At 55.0% G+C, this 23,288-nt stretch carries 27 protein-coding genes, 1 tRNA gene and 1 rRNA gene; 12 read left to right on the top strand and 17 right to left on the bottom strand.

What is annotated here, in order from left to right; translation table 11 throughout:
- Positions 1 to 135: 135 nt before the first annotated feature.
- A 5S ribosomal RNA gene (rrf, locus tag AX755_RS10950) occupies positions 136 to 251 on the top strand.
- Between the two features lie 240 nt (positions 252 to 491).
- Here rrf and AX755_RS10955 read toward each other — a convergent pair.
- Positions 492 to 567: transfer RNA gene (locus AX755_RS10955), tRNA-Phe, on the bottom strand.
- A 169-nt stretch (positions 568 to 736) separates the two neighbouring features.
- Here AX755_RS10955 and AX755_RS10960 point away from each other — a divergent pair.
- Positions 737 to 1,582 carry an AraC family transcriptional regulator gene (locus tag AX755_RS10960; protein WP_040020545.1) on the top strand — a complete coding sequence of 282 codons (846 nt, stop codon included), beginning with the start codon at positions 737 to 739 and terminating at the stop codon, positions 1,580 to 1,582.
- A gap of 36 nt (positions 1,583 to 1,618) precedes the next feature.
- Positions 1,619 to 2,209, top strand: a complete 591-nt coding sequence (locus AX755_RS10965) for a LysE family translocator (protein ID WP_062856752.1) — start codon at positions 1,619 to 1,621, stop codon at positions 2,207 to 2,209.
- On the opposite strand, the gene AX755_RS10970 is transcribed toward AX755_RS10965, so the two are convergent.
- The 5 genes from AX755_RS10970 to aspA all read right to left on the bottom strand — a co-directional run bounded on the left by AX755_RS10970 (position 2,206) and on the right by aspA (position 7,797).
- Positions 2,206 to 2,781, bottom strand: coding sequence for a transcriptional regulator (locus AX755_RS10970; protein ID WP_013095254.1), 576 nt, complete (start codon positions 2,779 to 2,781; stop codon positions 2,206 to 2,208). The genes AX755_RS10965 and AX755_RS10970 overlap by 4 nt on opposite strands.
- Positions 2,782 to 2,829: 48 nt before the next feature.
- Entirely contained in the window at positions 2,830 to 4,530 is a 1,701-nt protein-coding gene (locus tag AX755_RS10975; RefSeq protein ID WP_062856753.1) for a protein-disulfide reductase DsbD, read from the bottom strand.
- Positions 4,506 to 4,829 carry a divalent cation tolerance protein CutA gene (gene cutA, locus AX755_RS10980; protein ID WP_013095256.1) on the bottom strand — a complete coding sequence of 108 codons (324 nt, stop codon included), beginning with the start codon at positions 4,827 to 4,829 and terminating at the stop codon, positions 4,506 to 4,508. Before cutA ends, AX755_RS10975 begins: the two co-directional genes overlap by 25 nt.
- 113 nt (positions 4,830 to 4,942) lie before the next feature.
- Positions 4,943 to 6,244 (bottom strand): anaerobic C4-dicarboxylate transporter, encoded by a 1,302-nt coding sequence (locus AX755_RS10985; RefSeq protein ID WP_013095257.1) that lies wholly within the window; start codon positions 6,242 to 6,244, stop codon positions 4,943 to 4,945.
- 116 nt (positions 6,245 to 6,360) lie between these two features.
- Positions 6,361 to 7,797, bottom strand: a complete 1,437-nt coding sequence (gene aspA / locus AX755_RS10990) for an aspartate ammonia-lyase (protein WP_003855923.1) — start codon at positions 7,795 to 7,797, stop codon at positions 6,361 to 6,363.
- A gap of 335 nt (positions 7,798 to 8,132) precedes the next feature.
- Between aspA and AX755_RS10995 the strand changes: the two genes are divergently transcribed.
- Positions 8,133 to 8,597, top strand: coding sequence for an FxsA family protein (locus tag AX755_RS10995; RefSeq protein ID WP_062856754.1), 465 nt, complete (start codon positions 8,133 to 8,135; stop codon positions 8,595 to 8,597).
- Positions 8,598 to 8,634: 37 nt separating this feature from the next.
- On the opposite strand, the gene yjeH is transcribed toward AX755_RS10995, so the two are convergent.
- Positions 8,635 to 9,855 carry an L-methionine/branched-chain amino acid transporter gene (gene yjeH, locus AX755_RS11000; protein WP_062856755.1) on the bottom strand — a complete coding sequence of 407 codons (1,221 nt, stop codon included), beginning with the start codon at positions 9,853 to 9,855 and terminating at the stop codon, positions 8,635 to 8,637.
- A 177-nt stretch (positions 9,856 to 10,032) separates the two neighbouring features.
- Here yjeH and AX755_RS11005 point away from each other — a divergent pair, with 177 nt between their 5' ends.
- Both AX755_RS11005 and groL read left to right on the top strand, forming a co-directional pair.
- Positions 10,033 to 10,326, top strand: coding sequence for a co-chaperone GroES (locus AX755_RS11005; RefSeq protein ID WP_003855929.1), 294 nt, complete (start codon positions 10,033 to 10,035; stop codon positions 10,324 to 10,326).
- A 39-nt stretch (positions 10,327 to 10,365) separates the two neighbouring features.
- Entirely contained in the window at positions 10,366 to 12,012 is a 1,647-nt protein-coding gene (gene groL, locus AX755_RS11010) for a chaperonin GroEL (protein ID WP_013095260.1), read from the top strand.
- An 85-nt stretch (positions 12,013 to 12,097) separates the two neighbouring features.
- On the opposite strand, the gene AX755_RS11015 is transcribed toward groL, so the two are convergent.
- Together AX755_RS11015 and AX755_RS11020 are read right to left on the bottom strand one after the other, a co-directional pair.
- Entirely contained in the window at positions 12,098 to 12,559 is a 462-nt protein-coding gene (locus tag AX755_RS11015) for a YjiG family protein (protein WP_058661912.1), read from the bottom strand.
- The gene (locus tag AX755_RS11020) at positions 12,540 to 13,217 is read right to left on the bottom strand and encodes a nucleoside recognition domain-containing protein (protein WP_040020539.1); all 678 of its coding nucleotides are present in this window, start codon (positions 13,215 to 13,217) and stop codon (positions 12,540 to 12,542) included. The genes AX755_RS11015 and AX755_RS11020 overlap by 20 nt, the downstream gene beginning before the upstream one ends.
- 254 nt (positions 13,218 to 13,471) lie before the next feature.
- Between AX755_RS11020 and AX755_RS11025 the strand changes: the two genes are divergently transcribed.
- Entirely contained in the window at positions 13,472 to 13,825 is a 354-nt protein-coding gene (locus AX755_RS11025) for a DUF4156 domain-containing protein (protein ID WP_013095263.1), read from the top strand.
- Between the two features lie 47 nt (positions 13,826 to 13,872).
- Here AX755_RS11025 and epmB read toward each other — a convergent pair whose 3' ends face one another.
- Positions 13,873 to 14,901, bottom strand: coding sequence for an EF-P beta-lysylation protein EpmB (epmB, locus tag AX755_RS11030; RefSeq protein ID WP_020688987.1), 1,029 nt, complete (start codon positions 14,899 to 14,901; stop codon positions 13,873 to 13,875).
- A gap of 40 nt (positions 14,902 to 14,941) precedes the next feature.
- Here epmB and efp point away from each other — a divergent pair, with 40 nt between their 5' ends.
- The 3 genes from efp (at position 14,942) to ecnB (ending at position 15,941) form a co-directional block, all read left to right on the top strand.
- Positions 14,942 to 15,508 carry an elongation factor P gene (gene efp, locus AX755_RS11035; protein ID WP_014830362.1) on the top strand — a complete coding sequence of 189 codons (567 nt, stop codon included), beginning with the start codon at positions 14,942 to 14,944 and terminating at the stop codon, positions 15,506 to 15,508.
- Between the two features lie 46 nt (positions 15,509 to 15,554).
- Positions 15,555 to 15,686, top strand: coding sequence for an entericidin A/B family lipoprotein (locus AX755_RS11040; RefSeq protein WP_013095266.1), 132 nt, complete (start codon positions 15,555 to 15,557; stop codon positions 15,684 to 15,686).
- Positions 15,687 to 15,794: 108 nt separating this feature from the next.
- The gene (gene ecnB, locus AX755_RS11045; protein ID WP_003025482.1) at positions 15,795 to 15,941 is read left to right on the top strand and encodes a lipoprotein toxin entericidin B; all 147 of its coding nucleotides are present in this window, start codon (positions 15,795 to 15,797) and stop codon (positions 15,939 to 15,941) included.
- Positions 15,942 to 15,978: 37 nt separating this feature from the next.
- On the opposite strand, the gene AX755_RS11050 is transcribed toward ecnB, so the two are convergent.
- A complete protein-coding gene (locus AX755_RS11050) occupies positions 15,979 to 16,578 on the bottom strand; it encodes a response regulator transcription factor (RefSeq protein ID WP_062856756.1) in 600 nt (199 codons plus the stop codon).
- Positions 16,579 to 16,840: 262 nt separating this feature from the next.
- Between AX755_RS11050 and sugE the strand changes: the two genes are divergently transcribed.
- On the top strand, positions 16,841 to 17,158 hold the full coding sequence (sugE, locus tag AX755_RS11055; RefSeq protein ID WP_062856757.1) for a quaternary ammonium compound efflux SMR transporter SugE: 318 nt from the start codon (positions 16,841 to 16,843) through the stop codon (positions 17,156 to 17,158).
- On the opposite strand, the gene AX755_RS11060 is transcribed toward sugE, so the two are convergent.
- Entirely contained in the window at positions 17,155 to 17,685 is a 531-nt protein-coding gene (locus AX755_RS11060; RefSeq protein ID WP_013095269.1) for a lipocalin family protein, read from the bottom strand. The genes sugE and AX755_RS11060 overlap by 4 nt on opposite strands.
- Positions 17,686 to 17,792: 107 nt before the next feature.
- The gene (blaCMH, locus tag AX755_RS11065) at positions 17,793 to 18,938 is read right to left on the bottom strand and encodes a CMH family class C beta-lactamase (protein ID WP_062856758.1); all 1,146 of its coding nucleotides are present in this window, start codon (positions 18,936 to 18,938) and stop codon (positions 17,793 to 17,795) included.
- A gap of 132 nt (positions 18,939 to 19,070) precedes the next feature.
- Here blaCMH and ampR point away from each other — a divergent pair, with 132 nt between their 5' ends.
- A complete protein-coding gene (gene ampR, locus AX755_RS11070; RefSeq protein WP_013095271.1) occupies positions 19,071 to 19,946 on the top strand; it encodes a LysR family transcriptional regulator AmpR in 876 nt (291 codons plus the stop codon).
- Between the two features lie 29 nt (positions 19,947 to 19,975).
- On the opposite strand, the gene frdD is transcribed toward ampR, so the two are convergent.
- From frdD to frdA, 4 genes are read right to left on the bottom strand one after another with little or no spacing between them, the layout of a single operon-like run.
- A complete protein-coding gene (gene frdD / locus AX755_RS11075; protein WP_013095272.1) occupies positions 19,976 to 20,335 on the bottom strand; it encodes a fumarate reductase subunit FrdD in 360 nt (119 codons plus the stop codon).
- Between the two features lie 10 nt (positions 20,336 to 20,345).
- Positions 20,346 to 20,741: a fumarate reductase subunit FrdC gene (gene frdC, locus AX755_RS11080; protein ID WP_013095273.1), complete on the bottom strand. Its 396-nt coding sequence runs from the start codon at positions 20,739 to 20,741 to the stop codon at positions 20,346 to 20,348.
- 10 nt (positions 20,742 to 20,751) lie between these two features.
- Positions 20,752 to 21,486, bottom strand: coding sequence for a fumarate reductase iron-sulfur protein (frdB, locus tag AX755_RS11085; protein ID WP_013095274.1), 735 nt, complete (start codon positions 21,484 to 21,486; stop codon positions 20,752 to 20,754).
- Positions 21,479 to 23,269: a fumarate reductase (quinol) flavoprotein subunit gene (gene frdA / locus AX755_RS11090; protein ID WP_013095275.1), complete on the bottom strand. Its 1,791-nt coding sequence runs from the start codon at positions 23,267 to 23,269 to the stop codon at positions 21,479 to 21,481. Before frdA ends, frdB begins: the two co-directional genes overlap by 8 nt.
- Positions 23,270 to 23,288 lie beyond the last annotated feature (19 nt).

The following is a 23,288-nucleotide window of genomic DNA, read 5'->3' on the forward strand; positions in this document are numbered from 1 at the left end:
TGATAGGTCGGGTGTGTAAGCGCAGCGATGCGTTGAGCTAACCGATACTAATGAACCGTGAGGCTTAACCTTACAACGCCGAAGGTGTTTTGGCGAAGAGACGATTTTCAGCCTGATACAGATTAACAGAATTTGCCTGGCGGCTGTAGCGCGGTGGTCCCACCTGACCCCATGCCGAACTCAGAAGTGAAACGCCGTAGCGCCGATGGTAGTGTGGGGTCTCCCCATGTGAGAGTAGGGAACTGCCAGGCATCAAATAAGAAGAACCCCGCACCGTAAGGTGCGGGGTTTTTTGCTTTGCACGCCAGAAAATATGCCGGATGGCGGCTTCGCCTTATCCGGCCTACAAAACCTGTAGGCCCGGTAAGCGCAGCGCCACCGGGCATGGCAGATCGCACGATCCCACGGTAAAGAGAAACAAGAATACTAAAGAAGGGATTTATAGATGCAGAAAAGCAAAAACCCAGCCATAGGCTGGGTTCTTTAAATAGTGGTGCCCGGACTCGGAATCGAACCAAGGACACGGGGATTTTCAATCCCCTGCTCTACCGACTGAGCTATCCGGGCAACGGAGCGCATTAAACCGCAATCCTGCACGAGCGTCAACATTATTTAGGGAAAAGCTGTTCAACTGCTTAAGTTTGCGGCAATCTGTCGGTTTATGCGACGAAAGTGCACAAATCTTCCAGACAGAACCCGTTCACTGCAGCAATGCTGATAGTAAGAGGAGGGCAGTATGGCGAACGACTGGCTTGAGCTGCGTCAGCATGCAGAGACGGGCATTGAGACGATTAAAGCGCACTTCGAAGGGCATGCCTACGATCCGCACTGGCACGACAGCTATCTGGTAGGGATCACCCTTTCGGGTACTCAACAGTTTCACTGCCGCCGCGTGCGTCATCGTAGTCAACCGGGGGATGCGTTTTTACTGGAACCGGGTGAGATCCATGATGGTGACGCACCTGTAGAAGGCGGCTTTACCTATCTTACCTTTTATCTGGATGAGCAGTGGCTAACACGTACGCTGCGCGGATTATATGACGCTACGCCTGACAGCTATTCACTGCACTTTTCTCAAACGCTGACGCGCGAGCCACGGCTGGTACGTAGCATCGGTGAGACCTTTGCCACACTGCATAACGCGGAGATGAAAATCGTTCAGCAGAGCGCGATGGATAATCTGCTCTCTCAGATCACCGCCCACTGCCACTGGCGTAAGCGGCTCCCGTCTCAACGGCAAAGCGCTGCCGTCGCGCATCGTGCACGCGATTACCTCTACGCGCATATGGATGAAAACGTCGGGTTGTCGGATCTGGCACGTGAGACGGGAACCGACCGCTTCACGCTGACGCGCTGTTTTAAACGCGAGTTTCACCTGGCACCGCACGCGTGGCTTATTCAGCTACGCCTTGCAAAAGCTCGCCAGTTGCTGGCTCATGGTGAGCTGCCCGTGGATGTGGCATCGGCGGTAGGCTTTGCCGACCAAAGCCACCTTGGACGCTGGTTCCAGCGAGCATACCGTATATCGCCTGCCTATTACCGTCGGCTGTGCACAAACCTTCCAGACGTTTCCAGAAAATAGCGGCACATTGATGGCTCTGATAATAAGGAGCCACCTGTGAGTACAATACCTTTTCTGCTGTTTGCCTTTGTCGCTTCGATAACGCCAGGGCCGACCAATATCCTCATTCTCACCAACAGCCAGCACTTCGGCATCAAAAAAACCGTTCCGGCCATTCTTGGAGGATGCATGGCGGCGAGCATGATTGTGCTGGTTTCAGGTGCCGGTGCAGGGGAAGTGCTTCGCCAGTATCCCCTGATTCGTCAGATGATGAGCTGGGCAGGGGTGTTATGGCTAAGCTGGATGAGCTGGCAGCTATTTAACGCGCCTGCAGCAAACCTCTCTGCGAAGACTCATACCCGGTTTACCGCGCAAGCTGCAGCCCTGTTGCAGATCGTAAATCCGAAAACCTGGATGATGGCGCTGGCGGTTGTCAGCCTGTTTGCCCCTGCAAGCGAGCACGCGCTGCGGGATATAACGCTGATGGCGCTGTGGTTCCTGGCCATCTCGGTGGTGTGTCTGATGTGCTGGGCGTGGTTGGGGAAGGCGGTAAATAAATTCTTTCGCACCACCGTGGCGATGGTGCGATTTCAGCGGCTGATGGCGTTGTGCCTGCTTGTCTCAGCCTGGGCTGGGGTGCTGGCTTAGGTCAACGCGCCGCCCATGCGGCACTGGGCAAAGCGCAGGATGTCCTCTGCCAGGCGGTGAGCGGTATCCACATCGGCCTGGCTACGGTTTACCAGCATACGGCTCAGGCAGCCTTCCAGCACCAGCTCCATCTGCTTTGCCACCATTGCCGGATCATCCACTTCAAGCGTTGTCAGCAGTTCGTGGGTGAAGTCGTGCGCCGCCCGTTTTTGCTGATCCGCCAGTTGATGGATCGGATGGCCTGGATCGGGGTAGTACGTGCAGGCGGCGATAAACAGACAACCCGGATAGCGGTTGTTACTTACACATTCCGTCAGCGCGGTATAGCGCGCCAGCAGCTTCTGTTCGGCGGTCAGTTCTTCATTCAACATCAGCTGCCTGCGCCAGATATCAACCTGCTGGCTGAGGTAGCGCAGGGCATCATAAAGCAGCGCCTCTTTATCGGGCCAGAAGCGCGTAAGCTCATCCAGAGGGTAATCGATACGGTCGGCTACCATCTCAAGCGTGGTGCTGGCGATCCCTTGAATCTCAAGTAATTGCAGGGCTTGTCCCAGTACGTCTTCGCGTTGCACGGTTCTCTCCTCCGTTATTCCCAACGGTTGTCCCGTTTAAAGTGTTGTTTACGGTTGGCGATCGCGCAAATGCGCGCTGAAAGCCGCCGCGTCCATAAACCCGGTCACACGCTGCCCTGGCTGTTCTTCACCCTGTTGATTGAAGAACAGAATGGTCGGCAGCCCGAGCACGTTAAGTTGCTTCAGCAGGGCTTTATCCTGCGCATTGTTGGCGGTCACGTTTGCCTGAAGCAGAACGGTCCCGTTTAGCGCACCTTGCACCTGCGGGTCGCTAAAGGTGTACTTTTCAAACTCTTTGCAGGCAACGCACCAGTCTGCGTAGAGATCGAGCATCACCGGTTTGCCGCGCGCCTGGGCCAGAGCCTGATTAAGATCATCCACGTTCTTAATCTGGATGAAATTCAGATGCGCCTGATTCTGAGCCACTGGCGTGCCAAATGCCCAATCCTGAAGTGGACGCACGCTCACCAGCGCAGCGGCGAGCAGGACGATTTGTACCAGAAGCATCCACGCGCTTTTTGCCCCCAGACTGACGATAAACGCCCAGGAGAAGAACGCTACGCCGAGCATCGCCCACAGGCGCATCCCCCAGACGTCACCGACAATACGCTCCAGCAGGAAGACCGGCAGCGCCAGAATGACAAAGCCAAACGCGGTTTTCACCGTCTCCATCCACGGTCCGCTCTTCGGCAGCAGGCGGTTGCCAAATACCGTGACCAGGATCAGCGGCAGACCCATCCCAAGCGCGTAAAGGTACAACGTACCGCCGCCAAGCCACATATTACCGCTCTGGGCGATATAGAGCAGAATCGCGCTAAGCGGAGCAGTGGTGCAGGGCGAACAAATCAGCCCGGCGATAGCTCCCATCGCAAACACGCCACCCGCTGACCCCCCCTGTTGGCGGTTGCTGAGCAGCGTTAAGCGGGTTTGCAGGGAAGACGGCAGTTGCAGGGTGAACAGGCCAAACATCGACAATGCCAGCAGGATAAACACCACCGACAGGCCGATAAGGACATAAGGGTGCTGAAGAGCTGCCTGGAACTGTAAGCCGGCCGCCGCAACCACGAGGCCGAGTGCCGTATAGGTTAACGCCATTCCCTGCACGTAAATAAAGGCAAGCAGTAGCGCGCGGGCGGTGCTAAGACGCTGTTTTCCGCCCAGCACTATCCCGGAGATCAACGGGTACATCGGCAGTACGCATGGCGTGAAGGCGATGCCGATACCAATCAGCAAGGCCCAGAGCGCGGAGAAAGGGAGGCCTGACGCAGGCTCACCTTCACGCTTGACCTCTGCAGGAAGAGGAGCAACGTTGGCGGCAGACGCTTTAACTTCACTAAGCGGAACGACCCTGGTTTCTGGGGGATAGCAGAAGCCTGCATCGGCACAGCCCTGGTAAGTGACGGTGAGCGTAGCGCCTTTGTCTGCCTGTTGCACCGTTACGGGCACGCTTAAGTGCTGGCGATAAATCTCGCTTTTGCCGTAAAACTCATCCTCGTGCCATTCGCCCGCAGGCAGTTGCAGCGCGCCCACGCTTGCCTGAGCGGGTGTGATACTGACCTGCTTACGATACAGGTAATAGCCCTCTTTCACCTGCCAGGTGAGGTTGAGGTCATGCTGGTTTTGCTGGAAATCGAAAACAAATGCCTGATCGGCAGGAATAAAGTTCGAACGGCCGGGCGCGTCAAACAACCCGGCAAAGACTGACGTGCTGCACAGCAGCAGGATCAGCGTAAGGAAACGTTGAGCCATGAGAGATAATCGTTATCACCGTGGAGCACTGGCAATACCAGCAGTTCCGGAGTTTGGTAAGGATGATGAGATTTGAGGCAGTCAAGAAGCGCCTGCTGGTTTGCCGGGTTGGTTTTGAGCAACATCTGGACTTCATACTCCTGCTCCAGTTTGCCTTCCCAGTAATAAAGGGAGGTCGCTCCGGGGAGGAGGGTTACACAGGCAGCCAGTTTTTCGGCCAATACTTTGGCGGCGAGATCCTGGGCGGAAGCTTCATCAGGGGCGGTACACAATACGACAACAGCATCAGGCGTGTTCACAAGTCGACCTCCTCATCACGAAAGTGGTCACTATATCACGCAAGGCGATTGGTCATTAATGAAACGGGCCGCAGAGCGGCCCGATTTTAACTATTTTTACAACCCGAAATGGTTTACAGCACGACGCCGCCGATGATAAAGCCGAGGATCACGCACAGCGTAATCGCGACCACACCCGGGATCAGGAACGCATGGTTAAACACATACTTACCGATGCGGGTTGAACCGGTGTCATCCATTTCAACCGCCGCCAGCAGGGTTGGATAAGTGGGCAGAACGAACAGGGCAGAAACGGCAGCAAACGAGGCAATGGCCGTCAGTGGCGTTACGCCCAGCATCAGAGCCGCAGGCATCAGCGCCTTGGTCGTGGCAGCCTGAGAGTAAAGCAGGGTAGCGGCAAAGAACAGTACCACCGCCAGCAGCCATGGGTAGTTGTGCAGCAGGTCACCCGCAACGGTCTGGATATCGCTGATGTGCGCTTTTACGAAGGTATCACCGAGCCATGCCACACCCAGCACGCACACGCAGGCGCTCATACCGGATTTAAAGGTGCTGGCATTCAGCACTTCGCTGGTATCGATTTTACAGGTGATGCTGATCAGGGTTGCGATGGTCAGCATGAATACCACAATCGCTTCGTTACGCGGCAGAACCGGGTTCTGGATGAGGCCTACTGTGTCACTGATGGCCGTCGCGTAGAACATCACCGCCACGATACCGATCAGGAACAGCACCACGGAGCGTTTCGCATGCGGCTTCAGTTTGAAGACCTGGCTACCGCGCAAGCTCACTTCGCCCTTGGCCAGACGTTCCTGATAAACCGGATCGTCTTTCAGTTCAGCGCCGAGGAAGTTACACAGCACGGCGGTGATCATGACTGCAATCAACGTTACCGGAATACAGATCGCCAGCAGCGTCAGATAGCTCACACCCATGGGTTCCAGGATACCGGCGAAGAACACCACTGCTGCGGAGATAGGCGAGGCGGTAATCGCAATCTGGGACGCCACTACCGCAATAGAGAGCGGGCGAGATGGACGGATACCCTGTTCTTTCGCCACTTCGGTAATCACCGGCAGCGTGGAAAAGGCAGTGTGACCGGTACCGGCGAGAATGGTCATAAACCAGGTCACCAGCGGGGCAAGGAAGGTAATGTATTTAGGATGACGGCGCAGCATACGCTCCGCCAGACTTACCAGGTAGTCCATACCGCCAGCCACCTGCATGGCGGCGATAGCGGCAATAACTGCCATGATGATTTCGATAACGTCAAACGGGATTGCGCCGGGTTTAATCTGAAAGATAAGGGTAAGAACGAGCACCCCGAGACCGCCGGCAAAACCGATGCCGATACCCCCGAGTCTTGCTCCCAAATAAATCGCCAACAGGACGATGACGAGTTCTGCTCCAAACATAAGGACCTGCCTTGCTTATTAACAAGTTGATATTGAATTGTTGTATTTTGGTAACGCCTAAAAAGAAAAAAGGCACGTCACAAGTGACGTGCCTTTCGGAAGCTTAGCCTGAACGGTTACTGTTCGCTTTCATCGGTGTATCGTTTCGCTTTATATGCCGGGTGCATCAGGTTCTGGGCGGAGAAGATATCGTCCAGCTCGGCTTCGGTCAACAGTCCGCGCTCCAGTACGACTTCACGCACGCTCTTACCGGTTTCGGCGCAAATCTTACCGACGATGTCGCCGTTATGGTGGCCGATGAACGGGTTAAGGTAGGTGACGATCCCGATGGAGTTGTACACGTAACCTTCGCAGACTTCTTTATTCGCGGTAATGCCGTTGATGCATTTTTCCAGCAGGTTATAGCAGGCGTTAGTCAGGATGTGGATAGATTCGAACATTGCCTGGCCAATCACGGGCTCCATGACGTTCAGCTGCAGCTGACCGGCTTCAGAGGCCATGGTTACGGTCGTATCGTTACCAATAACCTTGAAGCAAACCTGGTTCACCACTTCTGGCACTACCGGGTTCACTTTCGCTGGCATGATGGACGAACCGGCCTGCAGTTCTGGCAGGTTGATTTCGTTCAGGCCAGCGCGTGGGCCGGAAGAGAGCAGACGCAGGTCGTTACAGATTTTGGACAGTTTCACCGCCAGACGTTTCAGGGCGCTGTGTACCATGACGTAGGCGCCGCAGTCGGAGGTGGCTTCAATCAGGTCTTCCGCAGGCACGACCGGCAGGTTAGAGACTTCGGCCAGTTTCTGAACCGCCAGCTGCTGATAGCCATCCGGGGTGTTCAGGCGCGTACCGATGGCGGTGGCGCCCAGGTTCACTTCCAGCAGCAGCTCGGAGGTGCGCAGCAGGTTTTTAGTTTCTTCATTCAGCAGCACGTTAAACGCGTGGAATTCCTGACCGAGGGTCATTGGCACCGCATCCTGCAACTGGGTACGACCCATTTTCAGAATGTCCTGGAACTCAACCGCTTTGCGCTGGAAACCGTCGCCCAGCTGGTTGATGGCGTCGACCAGTTTCACAACGGAGGCATAAACCGCGATGCGGAAGCCGGTTGGGTAGGCGTCGTTAGTGGACTGACATTTGTTGACGTGATCGTTCGGGTTCAGGTACTGGTATTCACCTTTCTGGTGGCCCATCAGCTCCAGGCCGATATTTGCCAGTACTTCGTTGGTGTTCATGTTGACGGAGGTGCCCGCGCCGCCCTGATAGACGTCAACCGGGAACTGGTCCATGCATTTGCCGTTGTTCAGCACTTCATCGCAGGCCGCGATAATCGCATTTGCCGCGCTTTTAGGAATGGTTTGCAGCTCTTTGTTTGCCAGCGCTGCCGCTTTCTTCACCATCACCATGCCACGGACAAACTCAGGAATGTCGCTGATTTTGCTGTTGCTGATGTAGAAGTTTTCAATCGCTCTCAGAGTGTGGACACCGTAGTAGGCATCCGCTGGAACTTCCCTGGTACCCAACAAGTCTTCTTCGATACGAATGTTGTTTAACATGTGAACCTTCTTTTCAAGCTGCCGATGGATTGTACTAAACACACAGTATTTATGTGGTTTTGAATATTTTCTGACCGACGATTATTCCCTCAATCGGCCAATTGCTCGAGATCATATGCTGATGATAGCGAATTGCCGTAAGCTGGATCACTTATTATCGACCCGATTCCATGATAATTATTAATCTGTGAAATGGGTCACCGCTTTAATATTTCCAAAAAAAATATCCGTGCAAACCGATTGAATTTTAGCTAACCGTCCTCATCTCTTACAGACGCGTGTCGCGAACACATTCAGACAGGGGCCAAAAGGCACCTGCCACACAGGAGACGCCAGTGCGCTGGATACCGTTTATTGCTTTCTTTCTCTATGTTTACATTGAGATTTCGATTTTTGTCCAGGTCGCCCATGTGCTGGGCGTCCTGCTGACGCTGATTCTGGTGATTTTCACCTCCGTCATCGGCATGTCGCTGGTGCGTAATCAGGGTTTCAAAAATTTCCTGTTAATGCAGCAGAAGATGGCCGCAGGCGAGAGCCCGGCGGCCGAGATGATCAAAAGCGTATCGCTGATTATTGCCGGTCTGCTGCTGATCCTGCCGGGCTTCTTCACCGACTTCCTCGGTCTGCTGCTGCTGTTGCCGCCGGTGCAAAAACACCTGACCATGAAGCTGCTGCCGCATCTGCGCTTTAGCCGGATGCCGGGCGGCGGATTCAGCACCGGCCCGGGTGATACGTTTGAAGGGGAATACCAGCGTAAGGATGACCAACACGACCGTTTGGATCATAAAGACGATCGGTAATGTCTTTGCCCGGTGACGCTTCGCTTACCGGGCGCGACTAAAGCGCCACCCACAGCCCTGCCAGCATGACGACGGCGTACATACTCTTCCATCCCACCATCATCAGCAACAGCAGGCAAAGCACTCCCCCGACAACGGCCAGTGCTTTATAGCGACCCTTCAACAGACGACAACCCGCCAGCATGCATAGCAGGTAGATCATAATAAATATGCCGTTGGCATAAATGATCAGTGCATCCAGATTGATCTTAAGCGCGTAACTACACAACGTGCTCACAACGCAACTTCCCAGCACGAGATTCAGCGCATTCACCGGCAGCTGACGCTTAGACAACTGCGCAAGACGGCTCTGCGGTTTGTTGCGCGCCTGAGACCACACCAGCCGCGCAAAGCTCTGGATGTAAATATTGAGGCTGGCAAAACAGGCCAGATAGCCAATCACACAGGCCACCCACAGCGCTTTTACGCCAAACAGCTGTACCACGATACCCGGCAGCGAAGCGGCGGCTGCTTTATCTGCGCCAAAGGCGTCGAAGTGCAGCACCAGCACAGTACAGGCCCAGTAAACCGTGCCTGCGACCAACAGGCCAATCATCAGGGCTCGCGGAAAATCGCGCTCGGGATGCTTAAACTCCGACGCCAGATGGGCGAACGCTTCCAGACCGACAAAACACCAGAACATGACTGACAGGGCAGCGAAGAGCTGCGCATGATCGATATCGGTGATGGCCGGGAAGGGGATCTCCTCGACGCGAATATCACCTGCCCACCAGATAGCGGCGATGAGCGCGACAATCAGCACCGCGACGATCGTCTGCAGGTTAGCGCTGGAACTGGCCCCGCGTGAGCCCACCCACCAGACGATAGCCAGCGTACCCAGCTCAGCCAGCAGCAGTGCTTCGTCATGCCAGCCGAAGAGCGCTTGCCCAAAGCCGGTTGCGATATGCAACGCCGCAGGCAGACCAACCGGAATGACGGAAAGGAACAGCCAGCCGGTGACGCGCTCCAGTCGTGGGCCAAACGCCATGCCGACAAAGTGCGCCACGCCACCCGCGCTGGGAAAATGCCTTCCCAGAATGGCGAACACGATCGCGACCGGGAACACCAGCACAATCAGCACCGGCCACGCCCACAGGCTGTTATTTCCGGCAACCAGCGCCGCCAGTGCGGGTACCGCAAACACCCCTGTTCCTAACAAGGAGGTTGAGAGCAGGCCTACCCCCTGCGCCAGCCCCAACTCCTGCTTGAGTCCACTCATTGACATCGTCCCGCCACCATCAAAGAGAGCCGATGGTAACACTTTCGCAAATTTTTTTTCGACTCCCCCTTGAAGGGGTAAAAAGCTATCCCCATCTCTCAGGGCACTAGCCGGAAAACCGTGTGCGGCCCGGCGTCATCCATAACTGATAATGACTTTCTCAAAGGAGAGCTATCAATGAGTATTCGTCCGTTACATGATCGTGTGATCGTCAAACGTAAAGAAGTTGAAACCAAGTCTGCTGGCGGCATCGTTCTGACGGGTTCTGCAGCAGCAAAATCAACGCGTGGCGAAATCATCGCTGTCGGTAAGGGCCGCATCCTGGAAAACGGAACTGTGCAGCCACTGGACGTTAAAGTTGGTGACATCGTCATTTTCAACGATGGCTACGGCGTGAAATCCGAGAAGATCGACAATGAAGAAGTGTTGATCATGTCCGAGAGTGACATTCTGGCAATTGTTGAAGCGTAATTAACGCACGAAACTGTACGAATTTGAGGAAATAAGAACATGGCAGCTAAAGACGTAAAATTCGGTAACGACGCTCGTGTAAAAATGCTCCGCGGCGTAAACGTACTGGCAGACGCAGTTAAAGTCACCCTGGGCCCGAAAGGCCGTAACGTAGTGCTGGATAAATCCTTCGGCGCGCCAACCATCACCAAAGATGGTGTTTCCGTTGCACGTGAAATCGAGCTGGAAGACAAGTTCGAAAACATGGGCGCGCAGATGGTGAAAGAAGTGGCCTCTAAAGCGAACGACGCTGCAGGCGACGGTACCACCACCGCGACCGTACTGGCGCAGGCAATCATCACTGAAGGTCTGAAAGCCGTTGCTGCGGGCATGAACCCAATGGATCTGAAACGTGGTATCGACAAAGCTGTCGCGTCCGCTGTTGAAGAACTGAAAGCGCTGTCCGTACCATGCTCTGACTCTAAAGCGATTGCTCAGGTAGGTACCATCTCCGCTAACTCCGACGAAACCGTAGGTAAACTGATCGCTGAAGCGATGGACAAAGTCGGTAAAGAAGGCGTGATCACCGTTGAAGACGGTACTGGTCTGGAAGACGAACTGGACGTGGTTGAAGGTATGCAGTTCGACCGCGGTTACCTGTCCCCATACTTCATCAACAAGCCAGAAACTGGCGCTGTTGAGCTGGAAAGCCCATTCATCCTGCTGGCTGATAAGAAAGTTTCCAACATCCGCGAAATGCTGCCAGTGCTGGAAGCCGTTGCGAAAGCAGGCAAGCCACTGGTTATCATCGCTGAAGACGTTGAAGGCGAAGCGCTGGCGACCCTGGTGGTTAACACCATGCGTGGCATCGTGAAAGTGGCTGCGGTTAAAGCACCTGGCTTCGGCGACCGTCGTAAAGCTATGCTGCAGGACATCGCTACCCTGACCGGTGGTACTGTAATCTCTGAAGAGATCGGTATGGAGCTGGAAAAAGCGACCCTGGAAGACCTGGGCCAGGCGAAACGTGTTGTGATCAACAAAGACACCACCACCATCATCGATGGCGTGGGTGAAGAGTCCGCTATTCAGGGCCGTGTTGCTCAGATCCGTAAGCAAATTGAAGAAGCAACGTCTGATTACGACCGTGAAAAACTGCAGGAGCGCGTAGCGAAACTGGCAGGCGGCGTTGCGGTAATCAAAGTCGGTGCGGCTACCGAAGTTGAAATGAAAGAGAAAAAAGCACGCGTTGACGATGCCCTGCACGCGACCCGTGCTGCGGTAGAAGAAGGCGTGGTTGCTGGTGGTGGTGTTGCGCTGGTGCGTGTTGCCGCCAAACTGGCTGGCCTGTCCGGTCAGAACGAAGACCAGAACGTGGGTATCAAAGTTGCGCTGCGCGCGATGGAAGCGCCTCTGCGTCAGATCGTTTCCAACGCCGGTGAAGAGCCATCTGTTGTTACCAACAACGTGAAAGCGGGCGAAGGTAACTACGGTTACAACGCGGCAACTGAAGAATACGGCAACATGATCGACTTCGGTATCCTGGATCCAACTAAAGTGACCCGTTCTGCTCTGCAGTATGCGGCATCTGTAGCTGGCCTGATGATCACTACCGAGTGCATGGTGACCGACCTGCCTAAAGGCGACGCACCTGATTTAGGTGCTGCTGGTGGTATGGGCGGCATGGGTGGTATGGGCGGCATGATGTAATTGCCCCTGCGCCCGGCAGCCATCAGGCGTTGGGCGCTACCTCTTAATAAAAAACCCCGGGCATCGCTGTCCGGGGTTTTTTGTTTTAGAACAGCAGTTGCATGACCCACATAGAGAGCAGAGCGTTAATTACGCAGACGCCAATAATATGCGGATAGTATTTAGGGTTTACCCCTGCCGTACCGAGACAGCGGCCGGTGTTTTGCACCGGATTACCCATTAGATAGATAGCCGGAAGCAGTACGGTGGCGTCATGCCCGCTGAGCGACCCTGCCACCACCAGGCTTGCGCAGACACCCACGCCGCCGCCCATGCTCATCACCGACGCCAGCAACACGGTGGCGGCTTCTCCGGGCAGCCCCCACAGCGCCATAATCGGCTCGCAAACGCGGCCAACGATATCCAGCAATCCTGTTACCTTCAACGCCTGGATGATCACAAAGGCCATTACGACGTTTGGCAGCAGGCTGGTGGTGGCGATGGTAAAGCCACGGCGAGCGCCGTCGGTAAAGAGATCCATCAGGTTTTTACGCACTTCGGCGGTCATCTTCTCTCTCCTTGATCTGACGGGTTTCCATGTGCGCAATCCATGCTCTGAGAAAATTGGCACCTATAAATTTAAAGACAAGAATCACTGCCAGCGGGGTGATAACCGGCACGGTGATGCTGGTGAACAGCGCCGCGCCGGACGAGAAGTAATTGGTGATAATTGCGCTACCGCTGGTCTGAAAGGTGGCGAAAATCGCTCGTTCCCTGTCGCTGATAACGCCTTCATCGGCGAGCTCTTTGGTCATACCTGCAGCCGCATCGGTGTTTTGCAAATTGGCGATAAGCGCCAGAGAACAAATGCCTGGAATGCCCAGCAACGGTTTCAAAACGGGCGTCATCAATTGCTGTGCCGCCCGCAGCCCGCCCAGCCCTTCAGTCACTGAAATGATGCCCAGCGACAAAATGACAGACGGTGCCAGTTCCAGCGCAAACAGAAAGCCATCTTTTGCGCCGGTACCGCCTGTGCCGCGAAAAGAGACGCTTACGGCGCCTTCGCCATTAACCTGGCCAAATGTGCCGTTCAGCACGGTGAAATCAAAGACTCGCCACCATTCGGTGGCTTTGGCGAAAAAGCCAGAAAAGAAAATGATGGTTAGAAAGAAAGCGAGATACCCTACCCACGTCACTTTCCCCTGATTCGGGGATACTTCACTCATGTTGCCTCCTGTTTTTATGTTTCCCTGTCACCACACGCGCAAAAAATAAGCCGGTGGCCTGTCACTAAAAACGAAAAAGCATAAAAAAACGATATCCGCGGGGTGATTATCAGAATTCATTTAGGGGAGGCGAAGGCACCATTCGTGCTTGATATCTCGCAGAAACGCACGGAGGTTTTTCTTTTGGTCATCTTTTTAGTATAAGGTTTACACACGGACAACTACTGTCCAGCTTATTGAAAACGAGGAATAACATGCGCGTAAAAGTCTGTGCAGGGATTGTAGGAGCAGCATTGCTGCTGGCGGGTTGTAGCTCCAGCAATGAGCTGACTGCAGCGGGTCAGGGCGTTCGCTTTGTGGAAGATAAGCCGGGTAACGAGTGCCAGTTTTTAGGCACGGCAACCGGTGAGCAAAGCAACTGGATGTCGGGTCAGCACGGCGAAGAGGGCGGCTCTATGCGTGGCGCGGCCAATGCCCTGCGTAACCAGGCCGCGGCGATGGGTGGCAACGTGATTTACGGGGTAAGCAGCCCGACGCAGGGAATGTTATCCAGCTTCGTGCCAACCGCCAGCCAGATGAATGGCCAGGTCTATAAGTGCCCGAACTGATTGCCTTTTTCCCTCTCCCACCGGGAGAGGGTTAGGCTGAGAGGAAACTAGCTCTGTCTTAGCTGCAAATCCAGCGGCGTCTTGCTCGGTTCACCGCCAATCTCACGCGCCAGCTTCGGCACCATATAGCCTGACACCAGCGTTAACAGTTCACGCACGATCTGCCGGGCTTCTTCATCCGTCACCATGAAATGGGCCGCACCCTGAACGCGATCCAGCACGTGCAGGTAATAGGGCATCACTCCCGCATCAAACAGCGCATTGCTGAGGTCCGCCAGCACGCGGGCATTATCATTTACGCCGCGCAGCAGCACGCTCTGGTTCAGAAGCGTCACGCCTGCCTTGCGTAAACGCACCATTGCCGCACGAAATGCATCATCAATTTCATTGGCGTGATTGATATGGTTCACCAGCAGCACCTGCAGGCGGGACTGCTCCAGGCGTGAGACCAGTCCGTCAGTGATACGTGCCGGAATAACAATCGGCAGACGGCTGTGTATGCGCAGGCGCTTAATATGCGGAATGGCTTCAAGCTGGGTCAGCAGCCAGTCCAGCTCATGATCTTTCGCCATCAGCGGGTCGCCACCGGAAAAAATGATCTCATCCAGCTCAGAATGGGCGGCGATATAGTCCAGCGCGACCTGCCAGTTGCGTTTATTGCCCTGATTTTCGGCATACGGGAAGTGTCGACGGAAGCAATAACGGCAATTTACCGCACAGCCACCTTTCACCAGCAGCAGCGCACGGTTCAGATACTTGTGCAGCAAACCGGGTACCACGCTGTTCTGCTCTTCCAGCGGATCGGTGCTATAGCCGGGTGCCGTAATGAACTCTTCCTGTGCGGTAAGCGTCTGTTTTAATAATGGATCGTCAGGATTGCCTTTCTCCATACGGGCAACAAACGCGCGGGGAACGCGCAGGGCGAAAAGCCGCTTCGCCTCCCGGCCGGCCAGCAAATCGGTATGCTGTTCGAGCTCAAGAAGACGCAGTAATTCATCAGGACTGGTGATTACATCGGCAAGTTGCGATAACCAATCTTCTCTGGACGGGGTGTTTAGGGTTACAATATGCGCCATTTTGTGGCTTAGCTACCAGTTAACAAATTTAGAGGGCCTTATGGCAACGTACTATAGCAACGATTTTCGTGCTGGTCTTAAAATCATGTTGGACGGCGAACCGTATGCGGTTGAAGCCAGCGAATTCGTTAAACCAGGTAAAGGCCAGGCATTTGCACGCGTTAAGCTGCGCCGCCTGCTGACCGGTACCCGTGTCGAAAAAACCTTCAAGTCTACTGACTCCGCTGAAGGCGCTGATGTTGTCGATATGAACCTGACTTACCTGTACAACGACGGTGAGTTCTGGCACTTCATGAACAACGAAACGTTCGAACAGCTGTCTGCTGACGCTAAAGCCATTGGCGATAGCGACAAATGGCTGCTGGATCAGGCTGAATGCATCGTGACCCTGTGGAACGGCCAGCCTATCGCGGTTACCCCACCGAACTTCGTTGAACTGGAAATCGTTGAAACTGACCCAGGTCTGAAAGGTGACACCGCCGGTACAGGTGGTAAGCCAGCGAAACTGTCTACCGGTGCCGTGGTTAAAGTGCCACTGTTCGTACAGACTGGCGAAGTGATCAAAGTGGATACCCGCTCCGGCGAATACGTATCTCGCGTGAAGTAAGTGTTAAGGCGCAGCGTTGCTGCGCCTGATTTTGCAGGCAGGGATGATGAAACGCACCGTTAAAATTCTGCTTCTGTTAGCGCTGTCCAGCGCGTTGCTTTCCGGCTGTAATACCACACGTGGAATGGGGGAGGATATCCAGGATCTCGGCCATATCATTTCTCACGCCGCCAGCTAATCCCGTCTAATTTTCCTAAAAATGCTTCCTTTTCCGTCAACTGGCGGGATCTTGTCTATTCTTAAGTTGCTATACACAAAACAACTCTGGCTATAAAAGGAAGATATTATGGTTAAGAAGACAATTGCAGCGATCTTTTCAGTTCTGGTACTTTCTTCAGTGTTAACGGCCTGTAATACCACGCGCGGCGTTGGTCAGGACATTTCTGAAGGCGGTAGTGCAATCTCCGGCGCGGCAACAAAAGCTCAGCAGTAATTTAAAAACGGTACGGGCCCGGACGGGTTTCGTACCGTCAGTTTTCTGATTCCTGCAGAGATAAAAACGGGGAAAAGCGCGTATCCATATGCAATTTCATGCGGATATTTCGCTTATAGGTATAGACCGTTTTTCCATTGATACTCAGGTGAGTGGCAATCTTCTGATTGCTTGCGCCATCCATCCACAGCGTCAACACCTTCTCCTCCTGGCGAGTGAGCAGGGGGGCCGCGACCGCAGGGATCTCAACGCTTGCGCGAGTTGTCAGGGCGTCGTTGATGACCGTCGCCAGCGTCTCCAGTCCGGCATTTTTGGTAAGCGAAGCCCATATCGGAAATTGGGACAGAAAGCCTGCCATCTCTTTATCCTCCCCCGACTGCAGCAAAATGAAAGGCACTTTTTCACTGGCGTTCAACAGGGAAGAAAGCTGCTGGAAATGGTGAATGTCCTGCATAAAGCCGTGCAGATCGGCGATAACCACCGACGGATCCCACTGCAGAATATGCTCTCTGGCGAGGATGAGATTATTCAGCCCGGTCACGACGAAGTGCCCGGGAAACAAACCGGAATGATTGAGCCATGCTTTAAACCCCGCGCGGGTGAAGTGACATCGGTCAATCAAAAGAATTTTGAACATAATAGATTCGCAGTCGGCTAGTGGTTTGGCTTCCTGCCATCAGAAAGCACATCATGATAGAGAAGTCGGATGAGTGATAAATGCCTGAACTACGCGCCATACTGAGGCTATTTCTTGCCTTAACAGGTTCAGCACAAAGGGATTGAAAAAAAATCGTTCGTTAACCAAAATAAGTGACCTAATCTATGCCTTACGGGACGACCCGTAAGCGTTTCGTTCACCGGGGACGGCCCCAACTTGCAGTTAAGTTAAGGAGCCTGAAATGTCCTGGATTATTCTTGTTATCGCCGGTCTGCTCGAAGTGGTTTGGGCAATTGGTCTGAAGTACACCCACGGATTTACCCGCCTGACACCCAGCGTGATTACCGTTACCGCCATGATTGTGAGTATTGTGCTGCTCTCCTGGGCGATGCGCTCTTTGCCGGTGGGTACGGCCTATGCTGTCTGGACGGGCATTGGTGCAGTGGGCGCGGCGATTACCGGGGTTTTGCTGCTGGGAGAGTCGGCGAGTCTGGCGCGTATCGCCAGCCTCGCGTTGATTGTGTGCGGTATTATTGGGCTGAAACTCAGCGCCCACTAATGCGGTTGTTCTACCCAGATGAGTTTTGACACATCAAACCCTTGCCGGGTCGCAACGTCCAGCATCTGCTGTTTCATCTCTGACGAAATGGTCGGCGTGCGGGAGAGTATCCATAAATAGTCGCGATCCGGCCCGCAGACCAGCGCATGGCGGTACTCTCTGTCGAGGGCGATGACATTGTACCCGCCATAGAACGGGCCAAAGAACGAGACTTTTAGCGCGGCCCGGCGCGGGTCGCCGGTAAAGTACGCTTTTCCCGTCGACTGTTGCCACATCTGCCGATCCGGATTGTATCCACGGTTGATCACCTGAATACCCCCGTCGTCCATCGAACTGTAATGTGCTGTGACTTTCTCTAACCCCCGCTCAAACCGATGGTCGAGCCGGGCGATTTCATACCAGGTTCCGAGGAAACGTTGAGCGTCGAAATTACTTACAACAGTGACGCCGGAGGGAGGGGTAGGGGAACTGCAGGCAACCACTAAAAACGCGGCTGTCACCGCGGCGATAACAGGCAGAATGCGCATAGGAGTTTCCTTACTGTTTTTTGTTAAGTGTAGATGACAGCAGGGAAATTGCGGAAGATTGTGCAGCGTGTTTCGCCGGGTAAGCGAAGCCGCCACCCGGCAATGGTTTACTGTAGCGTCTCGAGAATACGGTAAGCCGTTTCCACCCGTACCGGGTTCGGATAGCTTTTATTTGCGAGCATCACAATACCGATCTGCTTTTCAGGAATAAACGCCACGTAGCTGCCAAACCCACCCGTAGAGCCCGTTTTATGCACCCAGGAGGCTTTTACTGGCGGAGCCGGAGGATTCACTTCTGCGACCGGCAACGGCGCCAGTGCGACCTTATTGTCGCTGCCATCCACCACGGTTTTGACGTCGACCGGCCAGTTGAGCATCTCCCAGCCTAACCCTTGATACATGGCACTCACGCGCCAGTAGCGAGACTGCGCCAGCGCAATACCCTGCTGCAGAGTGGACTGCGGGAGTGTCTCAGGTGCCATATTGGCCATCACCCAGCTCGCCATATCTTTGACGTTAGATTTCACGCCATAGGCTTCTGCATCCAGCATACCAGGCGAAACGTGGACCGCTTTTCCCTCACGATAACCCCATGCGTAGTGCGGCTCTTCAGCGTGTGGAACGTTTATCCACGTATGGTTGAGTTTCAGGGGCTTAAAGACCCGCTCCGCCATGGCCTGCTCGAAGCGCATGCCGGACGGTTTAACGGCCAGTGAGCCAAACAAACCGATGCTGGTGTTGGCGTACAGACGCGTGGTACCCGGGGCCCACTTTGGCTGCCAGGACTGGTAGAAACGCAGCAGAGAGACGTTATCGGTGACATCATCCGGTACCTGCAACGGCAATCCGCCTGCGGTATAGGTTGCCAGGTCGAGCAGGCGAATGCCTTGCCACTGCTTGCCCGTCAATTCAGGCCAGTATTTCGTGACCGGGTCGGCCAGCGAAATCTCTTTGCGGGCAATGGCATCGCCACCCAGCACGCCGGTGAAGGTTTTGCTGACGGAGCCCAGCTCAAATAAGGTTTGCGGCGTGACGGGCTTATTCGCCGCGACGTCTGCTTTACCGAAAGTAAAATAGTGTGGCTGGCCCTGATAAATGACGGCCACGGCCATTCCGGGTATGGCCTGCGCCTTCATCAGGGGCGTAACGGTACGTTCCACGACGTCAGCCAGCTGTTTTTCTGACATCGGCGCGGCAAAAGCAGAGCAGGCAACGCTGAGCAGCAGGGCGCAGCTTAGGGATTTTTTCATCATCAGTTATCTTCCGTAATAGCGAGTCAAGGGGATGTCCGGGCCCGTCAGACGTTCGTAGTCTGGGTGATTTGACTGAGGCTGACAAACGGTTAAATTTAGCATTAGCTGTTAATTTTTCTAACGGAAGGGACCATGACACGCAGCTATCTCCCTCTTAATTCGCTTCGGGCGTTCGAAGCCGCCGCCAGGCATCTCAGTTTTACTCATGCCGCGATTGAGCTGAATGTGACCCATTCCGCGATTAGCCAGCACGTGAAGGCGCTGGAACAACACCTTAACTGCCAGCTGTTTGTCCGCGTTTCGCGCGGGTTGATGTTAACCACCGAAGGCGAGAATCTGCTGCCGGTGCTGAATGACTCCTTCGATCGTATCGCAGGCATGCTGGATCGCTTTGCTAACCATCGGGCGCAGGAGAAGCTGAAAATTGGCGTGGTGGGGACCTTTGCCACTGGGGTGTTATTCTCACAGCTGGATGATTTCCGTCGCAGTTATCCGCATATCGATCTTCAGCTTTCCACGCACAACAATCGCGTCGATCCGGCAGCGGAAGGGCTTGATTACACCATTCGCTACGGTGGGGGAGCGTGGCACGGCACGGAGGCGACGTTCCTCTGTTCAGCGCCGCTGGCACCACTTTGCACGCCTGACATTGCAGCCGCGCTGCACACCCCTGCCGATATCCTGAAGTTTACCCTGCTGCGCTCTTACCGGCGCGACGAGTGGACAGCCTGGATGCAGGCAGCCGGAGAAAACCCGCCTTCACCCACGCATCGGGTGATGGTGTTTGATTCGTCGGTCACTATGCTGGAGGCCGCACAGACAGGCACAGGCATTGCTATCGCCCCTGTCGATATGTTTACCCATCTGCTGAACAGCGAGCGCATTGTGCAGCCGTTTACGACGCAGATTGATCTTGGCAGTTACTGGCTAACGCGGCTGCAGTCACGCGCCCAAACCCCGGCAATGCGTGAATTTGCTCAGTGGCTGGTGGGGAAGATGCAGAAATAACAGGCCCGCCGGAGGGCGGGCCTGGTGTGTCAGATAGTGACTACGGCAATCAGTGTGACCACGGTCAGGATGGTTGCCAGACCGTAGAACACCCATTTACCGCTCGGTACGTGGATCTTAAGATCATGCATCGCATGATGGATACGGTGCAGGCCGCACCACAGCGGCAGGACAATCATCAGGAAGATGAATACCCGACCAATAAAACTACCTGCAAATGCCAGGACGCGCTCATAGCTCAGCGCATCACCGGGGAACAGACCCAGCGGCAGCATAATGCCGACCAGCAGGATAATGACAGGCGCAATGATGGCACTCCACATGCCGCCTGCGCCAAAGAGGCCCCAGAAGACCGGCTCGTCTGAACGTTTTGGATTTGGATTGATCACAATAGTCTCCTTACCAGAACAGTGCGACAAACAGGATGACCACAGAGACCACTGCCGTCACTGCCCAAAGCCCTTTAATGACCGGCTCTGGCCCCATTTTCTCGCCTTTTACGATAATATTCGCCGCTTTTGGCGCCAGTTCAAACCAGGTTTTGGTATGAAGCAGGGCGGCTGCGAGCACAATCAGGTTCAGGATCACGATGATCGGGTTTTGCAGGAACCCGACAAAACTGGCCCAGGTTTCAGGACCATGTTTGAGGGCAAAGACGCCATACATCAGTTCAAGGCTGAACCAGACCGCAGGCACCGCAGTGCCTTCACGCAGCATATAGAAGCGATAAAACGGCAGTTTCTTCCACCAGGTGGACGGCATCGGCCGCACGTAGGCTTTGCGTTTAGTCGTCATCATGCACTCCTTAGCGTGGTTTCAGGGTGGCGATAAGAAAGTCTTTCGAGCTTTCCACTTTACCCTGCTGAATAGCGGCGGCCGGGTCGACGTGCTTCGGACAGACTTCGGAGCAGTAGCCCACAAAAGTACAGCTCCAGACGCCGTTCTGGCTGTTAAGCTGCGGCATACGTTCTTTTTTACCGTGGTCGCGGCTATCCTCGTTGTAGCGGTGCGCCAGCGTGATCGCCGCCGGGCCGATGAACTCAGGGTTCAGGCCAAACTGTGGACACGCGGCGTAGCAAAGACCGCAGTTGATGCACCCGGAGAACTGATGGTATTTCGCCATCTGGGCGGGTGTCTGGGTATTCGGTCCCTGATCCGGCGTGCGCGGGTTGCCAATGATGTACGGCTTAATGGCTTCCAGGCTTTCGATAAAGTGGGTCATATCGACCACCAGATCGCGCTCAATCGGGAAGTTGCCCAGCGCTTCAACCTTGATGCCTTTGGTGTAATCACGCAGGAAGGTTTTACAGGCCAGTTTCGGTACTTTGTTCACCATCATGCCGCAGGAGCCGCAGATGGCCATGCGGCAGGACCAGCGGTAGCTCAGGTCCGGTGCCAGGTTATCCTTGATATAGCCGAGCGCATCCAGCAGAGAGGTTTGCTCGTCATAAGGCACTTCATAGAAAGCGCTGTGTGGCGCGGTGTCCACTTCCGGGTTGTAGCGCACCACTTCAACTTTCAGTGTTTGCATCTCAGCCATTCGCCTTCTCCTTCTTCTCGGCGGCTTCTGCTTCTGCGCCGTAAACGCGTTTAGCCGGTGGCAGCGTTGTGATCTTCACGTCGCTGTAGTCCAGACGAGTGGTGCCATCCGCGTCGCGCCAGGCGAGGGTGTGTTTCAGGAAATTGACGTCGTCACGCTCGGTGCAGCCCTCATCAAGACGCTGATGCGCCCCGCGTGACTCTTTGCGCGCCAGCGCAGAGTGCGCCATACATTCCGCGACGTTCAGGCCGTGACCGAGCTCGATGGTATAAAGCAGGTCGGTGTTGAACACGCTGGAGGTGTCGGTGATGCGCACGCGTTTGAAACGCTCCTGCAGTTCCGCCAGCTTATCGACAGTTTTCTGCATCAGCTCTGGTGTACGGTAGATACCGCAGCCCTCTTCCATCGACATGCCCATTTCGTCGCGGATTTTCGACCAGTTTTCGTTGCCTTCCTGGTTGACCAGATCCTTCAGCCGTTTCTCAACGTCAGCGACCTGCGCGTCCAGTGCTGCGCCGTTGGCTTCGCCCGCCGTTGCGGCACGCTCCATCGCGCGTTCGCCCGCCATGCGGCCAAAGACAACCAGCTCCGCCAGCGAGTTTGACCCGAGACGGTTGGCACCGTGCAGGCCGACAGAGGAGCATTCGCCGACGGCGAACAACCCTTTGATGCGCGTTTCACACTGCTGGTCGGTTTCGATCCCACCCATGGTGTAGTGCGCTGTTGGGCGTACCGGAATCGGCTCTTTCACCGGGTCGACACCCACGTAGGCTTTTGCCAGCTCGCAGATGAACGGCAGACGTTCCAGCAGTTTCTTCTCGCCGAGGTGACGCAGATCGAGGTAGACCACATCGCCACGCGGCGTGGAGATCGTGTTGCCTTTGCGCCACTCATGCCAGAAGGCCTGAGACACCTTGTCGCGCGGGCCGAGCTCCATGTATTTGTTTTTCGGCTCACCGAGCGGCGTTTCCGGGCCCATGCCGTAATCCTGCAGATAACGGTAGCCATTCTTGTTGACCAGAATACCGCCTTCGCCACGGCAACCTTCCGTCATCAGAATGCCGGAACCCGGCAGGCCGGTAGGGTGATACTGGACAAATTCCATATCGCGCAGCGGTACGCCGTGGCTGAGCGCCATGCCCATACCGTCACCGGTGACGATGCCGCCGTTGGTGTTGTAGCGATAAACCCGGCCCGCGCCGCCCGTTGCCATCACTACCGCGTTAGCGCGGATCTGCACGAGCGTGCCTTCCATCATGTTCATCGCCACCAGACCGCGCGCGTGACCGTCATCGACCAGAATATCGAGGACAAAATGTTCGTCAAAACGCTGGATTTGTGGGAACTGAAGGGAGGTCTGGAACAGGGTGTGCAGCATGTGGAAGCCGGTCTTATCAGCGGCAAACCAGGTGCGTTCAATTTTCATTCCGCCGAAGCGGCGAACGTTGACGCTGCCGTCCGGACGGCGGCTCCACGGGCAGCCCCACTGTTCAAGCTGGGTCATCTCCGTTGGACAGTGATGTACAAAGTAGTCAACGACATCCTGTTCGCAAAGCCAGTCGCCCCCTGCAACCGTGTCGTGGAAATGGTATTCGAAGCTGTCATGATCCTGCGCAACGGCGGCGGATCCTCCTTCTGCGGCAACCGTGTGGCTGCGCATCGGATAGACTTTTGAAATCAGTGCGATTTTAGCGTTGGGATTAGCCTGTGCTGCAGCAATTGCAGCACGTAATCCCGCTCCGCCAGCGCCTATTACGGCAAGATCGGCTTGAAAAGTTTGCACGACATTCCTCCAGATTTTT

Source organism: Enterobacter sp. SENG-6 (assembly GCF_001605945.1).
Lineage (GTDB): Bacteria > Pseudomonadota > Gammaproteobacteria > Enterobacterales > Enterobacteriaceae > Enterobacter > Enterobacter cloacae.

Coding starts and splice junctions, on each gene's coding strand:
- ampR (WP_013095271.1), top strand. CDS start 19,071: ATGACACGCAGCTATCTCCCTCTTAATTCGCTTCGGGCGTTCGAAGCC.
- ecnB (WP_003025482.1), top strand. CDS start 15,795: ATGGTTAAGAAGACAATTGCAGCGATCTTTTCAGTTCTGGTACTTTCT.
- efp (WP_014830362.1), top strand. CDS start 14,942: ATGGCAACGTACTATAGCAACGATTTTCGTGCTGGTCTTAAAATCATG.
- AX755_RS11060 (WP_013095269.1), bottom strand. CDS start 17,685: ATGCGCATTCTGCCTGTTATCGCCGCGGTGACAGCCGCGTTTTTAGTG.
- AX755_RS11050 (WP_062856756.1), bottom strand. CDS start 16,578: ATGTTCAAAATTCTTTTGATTGACCGATGTCACTTCACCCGCGCGGGG.
- AX755_RS11040 (WP_013095266.1), top strand. CDS start 15,555: ATGAAACGCACCGTTAAAATTCTGCTTCTGTTAGCGCTGTCCAGCGCG.
- groL (WP_013095260.1), top strand. CDS start 10,366: ATGGCAGCTAAAGACGTAAAATTCGGTAACGACGCTCGTGTAAAAATG.
- AX755_RS11005 (WP_003855929.1), top strand. CDS start 10,033: ATGAGTATTCGTCCGTTACATGATCGTGTGATCGTCAAACGTAAAGAA.
- epmB (WP_020688987.1), bottom strand. CDS start 14,901: ATGGCGCATATTGTAACCCTAAACACCCCGTCCAGAGAAGATTGGTTA.
- AX755_RS10985 (WP_013095257.1), bottom strand. CDS start 6,244: ATGTTTGGAGCAGAACTCGTCATCGTCCTGTTGGCGATTTATTTGGGA.
- yjeH (WP_062856755.1), bottom strand. CDS start 9,855: ATGAGTGGACTCAAGCAGGAGTTGGGGCTGGCGCAGGGGGTAGGCCTG.
- AX755_RS11015 (WP_058661912.1), bottom strand. CDS start 12,559: ATGACCGCCGAAGTGCGTAAAAACCTGATGGATCTCTTTACCGACGGC.
- AX755_RS10975 (WP_062856753.1), bottom strand. CDS start 4,530: ATGGCTCAACGTTTCCTTACGCTGATCCTGCTGCTGTGCAGCACGTCA.
- sugE (WP_062856757.1), top strand. CDS start 16,841: ATGTCCTGGATTATTCTTGTTATCGCCGGTCTGCTCGAAGTGGTTTGG.
- aspA (WP_003855923.1), bottom strand. CDS start 7,797: ATGTTAAACAACATTCGTATCGAAGAAGACTTGTTGGGTACCAGGGAA.
- AX755_RS11020 (WP_040020539.1), bottom strand. CDS start 13,217: ATGAGTGAAGTATCCCCGAATCAGGGGAAAGTGACGTGGGTAGGGTAT.
- frdC (WP_013095273.1), bottom strand. CDS start 20,741: ATGACGACTAAACGCAAAGCCTACGTGCGGCCGATGCCGTCCACCTGG.
- AX755_RS10960 (WP_040020545.1), top strand. CDS start 737: ATGGCGAACGACTGGCTTGAGCTGCGTCAGCATGCAGAGACGGGCATT.
- frdB (WP_013095274.1), bottom strand. CDS start 21,486: ATGGCTGAGATGCAAACACTGAAAGTTGAAGTGGTGCGCTACAACCCG.
- blaCMH (WP_062856758.1), bottom strand. CDS start 18,938: ATGATGAAAAAATCCCTAAGCTGCGCCCTGCTGCTCAGCGTTGCCTGC.
- AX755_RS11025 (WP_013095263.1), top strand. CDS start 13,472: ATGCGCGTAAAAGTCTGTGCAGGGATTGTAGGAGCAGCATTGCTGCTG.